6 protein-coding genes are annotated in these 6,372 nt (G+C 41.2%); 4 read left to right on the plus strand and 2 right to left on the minus strand.

What is annotated here, in order from left to right; all coding sequences use genetic code 11:
• The coding region (locus tag Q1Q15_RS25225) for a transposase (protein ID WP_300465520.1) at positions 1 to 1,260 on the minus strand (1,260 nt) is incomplete at its 3' end.
• A 739-nt stretch (positions 1,261 to 1,999) separates the two neighbouring features.
• On the opposite strand from Q1Q15_RS25225, the gene Q1Q15_RS25230 reads away from it, so the two are divergent.
• From Q1Q15_RS25230 to Q1Q15_RS25240, 3 genes are all read left to right on the plus strand, one after another.
• Positions 2,000 to 3,244 (plus strand): MFS transporter, encoded by a 1,245-nt coding sequence (locus Q1Q15_RS25230; RefSeq protein ID WP_300465521.1) that lies wholly within the window; start codon positions 2,000 to 2,002, stop codon positions 3,242 to 3,244.
• Positions 3,245 to 3,723: 479 nt separating this feature from the next.
• On the plus strand, positions 3,724 to 3,870 hold the full coding sequence (locus Q1Q15_RS25235) for a hypothetical protein (protein ID WP_300465523.1): 147 nt from the start codon (positions 3,724 to 3,726) through the stop codon (positions 3,868 to 3,870).
• 9 nt (positions 3,871 to 3,879) lie between these two features.
• On the plus strand, positions 3,880 to 4,656 hold the full coding sequence (locus Q1Q15_RS25240; protein ID WP_300465528.1) for an alpha/beta fold hydrolase: 777 nt from the start codon (positions 3,880 to 3,882) through the stop codon (positions 4,654 to 4,656).
• A 42-nt stretch (positions 4,657 to 4,698) separates the two neighbouring features.
• Here the strand turns inward: Q1Q15_RS25240 and Q1Q15_RS25245 are convergent, their stop codons facing one another.
• Complete coding sequence (locus Q1Q15_RS25245; protein WP_300465524.1) at positions 4,699 to 4,989, minus strand: hypothetical protein; 291 nt, start codon at positions 4,987 to 4,989, stop codon at positions 4,699 to 4,701.
• Between the two features lie 227 nt (positions 4,990 to 5,216).
• On the opposite strand from Q1Q15_RS25245, the gene Q1Q15_RS25250 reads away from it, so the two are divergent.
• On the plus strand, positions 5,217 to 6,372 hold a 1,156-nt coding region (locus Q1Q15_RS25250), incomplete at its 3' end, for an MFS transporter (protein ID WP_300465526.1).

The raw sequence follows: 6,372 nt of genomic DNA on the forward strand, positions 1-6,372 counted from the left end.
ATCACAAGCAATTTCCTGAATAAACGCCACAAGACATTCTACTTTAATCTTACTCACCAGGCTTCCTACAGTGCATGCGGGAAGGTTGTTTTCCAAAAAGGCCAGTTGATCGGGATGAAAGAAAAGGCAATGATCTACCAGCAGGCTCAGAATCAGGCTTCGGTCTGATCCTTCATCACCTGGCTGTTTGGTCAAACGTCCCCACCCTTCATGCCCCTTCCAGTCTTCAAAAAAAAACTCGACAAGCCATCTTAAAGTATAAGCTTCGATTATGTCCTGTGTTCGCCAACTCAGATCGGAAGCCACTATATACCGATAATTTTTTTCATCTTCATATTTTAATGCAATGACGAATCGTTTTCTGCCATGGGAACAAACGTGCAAGCGGTCACTGGCCATGATGACATCCATTTTTTTACCGCCGCGTATCTTTATTTTCTGAGTGATTGCGGGATACCTTAAAAAAAAATCTTCACCGTGCTTTTCTTTGCCTCGGAATCGTATGTTCTGATTGGATCTGATCTGGCTAATAACCTGAATACCGCCAAACAGCGTTGAGGCTCGATCAAGGAATATCCCTGTCCCATAAAGCGCATCCGCAAAAATACATTTAATATTGATGTCAGCGTGATCCTGTTTAAACTGTTCAAGCAATTTAAGCGCTATTTCTGCCATTGTCAGAAAATTCTCGTCTATTTGAGGTTTAATCGGGCGGTTACATTTAGAAATACCTTGTTTTTTAAATTTTTTATTAAGTTTCCGCCAAGCGGTCAATTTGGGGTCAGGCATATGAAAAGCAAAACCAACAGGAATTGTTATCTTCGGAGTAATCAGCACAAGAAAAACGAGGCTTTGTCCCATGATATACCCACCGCTTGTTTTGTCCTTTATTTTATGGACATTTGATATCTTTCGGGTCGACTTTGATCGTTTTTTATCTGTGTCATCTATACCCAAACATCCCTCAATAATGCCATGCCGCCTAAGCACGGCTCTGGTGCTGGATACCAACAAGATTTCCCATGGAATTTTAGACTTCCTGAACATCCAGGACAGCGCGGCTAAAGAGCGTTTCCCCATACTGGTTTTGGCGAAATTGGCCCAGCACACAGTATTGGTCATAAGAACAGACATGATACAAAATCCAATCCAGTTTTTTTGAATGTGCGTTAAGCATTTATCCGGATTATATTCCTGAATGGCCTCGTTGACTTTATCGATAAAGGAATTAACAAATGGCAGGGGAGCGTTTATAAACATATGCTTTTTAAAATCCTGATTGATGATTAAAATTATCAATCAATTTCGATCATATTTAAGCAAAGTTTTGCCTCCCTGTCTACAAAAAAACATCCTTTGGCTTTTTTTACCTGACTTTTGTTCTGTAATCGTTTATTATCTTTTGTGGGTTGGCTGGCAAACTTTTAGAATGATGAAGGGTTGAACTAAGTGATACCTGGAGTTCCATTATTTGACACAGCCACCCACCCCCCAACCCTTCCTGAAAAACTTGAACATCGAGTGATAGGAGTTATATCGGGCAATTCCGCTTCCGGAACCACCGATGTTTGGTTTGATAATAAGAGGGAATCCGGACGCACTTTGGCCGTATGAAAAGAAAGGTCTGCAACATTAATCAATTCCAAATTGATACCATTGGATTGAAATGTTTCAATCAAGGTATTAGACTAGGTAGGATCTTCATATAGAAGAACAATTTTCATAAATTTCCCTTTTTGTTTAATGTGAAAAATTGTATCGTTATCACAATGGTTGATCTATTGGAATAGTTTCGGATGCCATGACAATACATCATTAAAATTTAATGAGAGGTGATAGCCCTTGATACAAGTATTCATAAATTTTATCTGGCCAAAAGTTAATGACAAATTAACTTTGATGAATGTTTTTTGTCTGCTCCAATTAGAATTGATATTTGATTTAAGCGGAAGCCAAATGATAATTTATCTAATTTCAAGTGATCAACAAGGAGAAATTCATGGAAAAGAAAATACACTATGGTTGGATCGTTATTTTTATGGGAATGGTTGCTACGGTTGCGGCTCACGGTTTTGGACGAATGGCCTATACCATTTTACTCCCCGCCATGAAGGATGGACTCCATTTTGATTATACCCAATTGGGGCTTCTGGGAACGGGCAATTTTATCGGTTATCTCTCCATGGCCATCATCGGCGGTTTTTTAGCGGCCAGGTTTGGTACAAGAACCGTTATTTCCATCGCTCTTCTCCTCATGGGGGTCACCATGATGTTAACAGGCCTGGCCAAATCATTTGGTTTTGCATTTGCCATGCGGCTTTTAACAGGGATAGGTAATGGTGCAGCTTTTGTTCCTGCCATGGCTCTGGGGTCGGCTTGGTTTGCCGTTAAAAATCGTGGATTTGCCACGGGGATTGTTTCCGGTGGAATTGGGTTGGGGACTTTTTTGTCAGGTATAATTGTACCAGCTATTCTTGCTTCATATGGAACAGATGGCTGGCGGCACTCATGGTACTTTCTGGGTGCCTGTGTTATAGGGGTTGCCGGTATCATGTGGTTATTTTTACGCAATCAGCCTCAGGATAAAGGATTATTTCCCGTGGGGCAAGATGAAAAAGAAGCGATTTTAAATCCGGTATCCAACGATAAAGTATCCGCTTTGGATTGGAAAAAGGTCTATAGAATGAAGGCGATCTGGTACCTGGGGATTGTTTATTTTTTTTATGGCTTGTCTTATATTATCTATATGGTTTTCTTCGCAGCCTACCTGGTCAAAGAAATGGGCTACACCCAGGTATGGGCGGGAGGCCTTTGGGCAACCGTTGGCGCATTAAGTATTTTTTGCGGCGTGATCTGGGGCAGTATATCAGACCGGATCGGCCGGGGTAAAGGGGCCGCAATGGCCTATCTCGTCCTTGGATTGTCCTATATCATATATGCCGTAGTCCAAAACGAGTTCGGTTTTTATTTATCTGCTATTCTTTTCGGGTTAACGGCTTGGAGTATCCCAACCATTATGGCCGCTGCTGCCGGAGATCTTGTCGGCCCTAGACTGGCTCCTGCCGGACTGGGATTTGCAACTCTTTTTTTTGGCATTGGTCAATCCATCGGCCCTGCGATTGGTGGATATCTTGCAGATCTGACTCATTCTTTTATGCTCCCTTTTCTTATGGCCGGAGCAATTTCTCTGGTAGGTATGATTCTTTCATTTCGAATGGATTCAATTACAGGAGAATTCAACTGATAAAACGCTTTTAGTTATGCCACTATAATATTATGAAGGGGAAAAATGAAATAAATAATAGTTCTTGGTTCTATCAAATTTCTTTAAAACAACGGATTTGCTTGTTTGCGACTGTGGTAGGAATACTTGCGATTATAGCCCTTGGGATTTTATTGAGCTCATCGAGAACGTCAAAGGAATCAATGGATAACTGAGCGATTCAGTATTTTTCGTGTTCTAATTGACAAAGAGAAGTTTACCCAATGTGGTTCTTGCATAAAAGCATGTCTTCTGGAGGCTGCATAAGCTCTGGTCGAATGCAAGAGATTCCCAGCTGACTGCTTTAGCTGTGCGCGTTGCTTGAATGTCTGGGCTCTTCAACTATTTTTTAATATAATTTCAATGTGTTATGCGCTTTTTATCTTTATGAATCTGAATCCAGAAAGTTGAATTAATAAATATTTCAACCCAAAAATTTAATAAAATCAAGGGAACAAATCATGTCACAGGCAAATATTAATGGTATCCAAATTGAATATGAGACTTTTGGGAATCCATCATCACCATCCATATTATTAATTATGGGTTTAGCAGGTCAACTGATCCATTGGCAAAAAGAATTTTGCATGAAACTTTCAGGCCACTGATATCATGTTATCAGATATGACAACAGGGATGCAGGGTTATCAACAAAATTTGATGAACTTAGCATGTCAGAAGCCATGGGGAAAATTGGTGCTCTTTTTATGGGAGAGAAAGTTCCAGTTCCTTATGGCATTGATGATATGGCAGATGATGCAATCGGACTTCTTGATTTCTTAGATATTAAGCAAGCCCATATATGCGGCATGTCCATGGGAGGGTTTATTGCTCAAACTTTTGCAATAAAGAATCCTGGCCGTACTTTAAGTCTTACGTCAATTTACAGCAGTCCCGGGAGCTGGAAAGATTTTCAACCGACACAAGAAGTAATGGAAAACATGCTGACACCAACACCGGAAGAACGCGATGCATACATTGAATATACGATGAAACATTTTAAATTGATTTTTGGAGGAGGCCTTCCGTTTGATGAAGATTTTCATCGTAAATTGGCAGCCCTATCATATGACAGATCTTTTTGCCCAGAGGGTGTGATAAGACAATCCCTTGCTATTACGACCCAAAAGGATAGGACTTCAGGCCTTGAGAAATTATCTATTCCAGCACTTGTTATACATGGAGATGATGATCCAATGATTCCATTGGCAGGGGGTAAAGCCACTGCCGCTGCAATTCCAAATGCTGAAATGAAAATAATTAAGGGAATGGGGCATGCAATACCAAATTTACAGGCTTATTGGTCTGATATCTTAGATGCCATGGTCAACCACATGGGTAATTGGGGAATCGGTGGGGAGACCATCACTGCCAGAAGAAAACGTGGAAAATAAATATAGATCAAATCTTAGCAGACTCTGGGAAATCTTTTAGGGTTAAAATTTCAGCAGCCAGTTTATGGTTTCTTCCCATATAGGTCGATAGCATGTTTCCTTAAAATAGCCAAAATGACCTATCCCATTTGGATGAATGTCTTTTGCCCTAATATAATTATCATCAATCTCAGCTTTTTTAAGGGCATTATGGAGTTTTGTTAATGCCTCTCGGGGAGCATAGATATCATCGTCAAAACCGTATGATAACACAGGGATGTTTAAACGTTCAAAGCGACTTGTATCTATATTGAATTTTTCTGCAAGAACATAATTTTTATCCCGCGCCCACACGGTGGCCTATTAGTCACATATACCTCTTTTCTGAAAGGTTTATTTTGACAATGCCACAATTTGCGAATAATAACCAATGGTTTCAACACCCTTCAGTAGAAATAAAAAGATATAAAGCGTGCTGGTTTTACTGCTTGCATCCGATAGGGTCTTGTGAGATAAATTTAATGGTTATTTTATGCGAATGAAAAGGAGGAGCCCCAATATTTAAGCCAAAAACTAAAACCATGGCACCACCTCTTCGTCTGGCTTGGCTTATCTGGGGGCTCAGTGCACTATTTTATCTGGCCGGCTTTTTCCAACGGGTTGCTCCGGCAGTAATGACAGCGGAACTAATGCGAGATTTTCAAATTTCTGCCACAGGGCTCGGACATTTGTCTGGTCTTTACTTTTATTCCTATGTGGCCATGCAGATCCCTACAGGAATTCTTGCAGACACATTAGGGCCCAGAAAGCTTCTGACGATTGGGTGCATTGTGGCAGGATTTGGTACGCTTCTATTTGCAATGTCTCCCGGATTTACAGGAGCCGGTATCGGTCGTTTCTTGATTGGTGGATCAGTTGCAGTGGCATTTGTTGGACTGCTTAAACTTGCATCTTCCTGGTTCCCGAAAAAATTATATACCTTTGTAGCAGGCAATGCTCTGTCCATAGGGCTAATAGGGGCATTAACTGCAGGCCCTCCGCTACGTTTTTTTATGGACTTCTTCCTGTGGCGTGGAGTGATCAGCGTTACAGGTGTGATGACTTTGGTTTTAGGCTTAATCATTTGGCTGGTTGTACGCGATCGGCCCGAAGAAAAGGGATACAAGGGGTACATCCCAATAACGGTCCAGCCAAAATCTTTGTCTTTTAAAAATATCGCACATGGATTTGTCCGAGTAAGTCAATACCGGAATACCTGGCTTTTGTTTTTTATTCCCGGTGGAATTGTAGGAAGCATTCTTACCTTTTCTGGATTATGGGGGGTACCTTATCTCGTATCAAGCTACAATTTGAGCCCCGCCGTGGCATCGTCCCTTACTTCACTCATGCTGATTGGATGGGCCTTGGGTGGACCTTTTTTTGGGTGGCTGTCCGATCGAATGGGAAAGCGAAAACCCTTGTTTATATCAGGGATACTTGGGCTATTCTTGGGTTGGATACTGATTTTGTTTTTTCAGAGGTTCTCTTTTTTTCAATTGAGTCTTCTGCTTTTTTTAACCGGTTTTTTGTCTGGGTGCATGATTATCAGTTTTGCCTTTGTTACAGAATCCGTTCCCTTGTCTTTATCGGGAACAGTTTCCGGGGTGACTAATATGGGGGTCATGATGGGACCAATGCTACTACAACCTGTTGTCGGCAAAATACTGGACATTAATTGGGCGGGCCGGATGGTGGACG

This window comes from Desulfobacula sp., from assembly GCF_030145145.1.
In the GTDB taxonomy this organism is placed as follows: Bacteria; Desulfobacterota; Desulfobacteria; order Desulfobacterales; family Desulfobacteraceae; genus Desulfobacula.